At 64.6% G+C, this 543-nt stretch carries 1 protein-coding gene; it reads right to left on the reverse strand.

The window, feature by feature from the left end:
* Nucleotides 1-542, reverse strand: a 542-nt coding sequence (fdh3B, locus tag ACLKMW_RS26520; RefSeq protein WP_415727526.1) for a formate dehydrogenase FDH3 subunit beta, incomplete at its 3' end; no start/stop codon positions are given.
* Between the last annotated feature and the right edge of the window lies 1 nt (nt 543).

Below are 543 nucleotides of genomic sequence, written 5' to 3' on the forward strand. Positions count from 1 at the left end.
TAGCCGCGCTTGAGGACACGCTCCTTGTAGATCTGGGCGATGATCTCGCCGTCGCCGGCCAGCAGCGATTTGGTCGAGCACATTTCGGCGCAGAGCGGCAATTTGCCTTCGGCCAGCCGGTTGGCGCCGTATTTCGCATATTCCTCCTTGCTGCCGTCGGCTTCCGGGCCGCCGGCGCAGAAGGTGCATTTGTCCATCTTGCCGCGCGAGCCGAAATTGCCGACGCGCGGATATTGCGGCGCGCCGAACGGGCAGGCGTAGAAGCAGTAGCCGCAGCCGATGCACAGGTCCTTGGAGTGCAGCACCACGCCGTCGGCGGTGGTGTAGAAGCAGTCGACCGGGCAGACCGCCGCGCAGGGCGCGTCGGTGCAGTGCATGCAGGCCATGGAGACGGAGCGCTCGCCGGGCTTGCCGTCATTGATGGTGACGACGCGCCGGCGGTTGATGCCCCAGGGCACCTCATGCTCGTTCTTGCAGGCGGTCACGCAGGCATTGCATTCGATGCAGCGGTCGGCATCGCAGAGAAATTTCATTCGTGCCATG

Origin of the sequence: Borborobacter xinjiangensis (assembly GCF_047739745.1) — a bacterium.
GTDB lineage: Bacteria > Pseudomonadota > Alphaproteobacteria > Rhizobiales > Rhizobiaceae > Pseudaminobacter.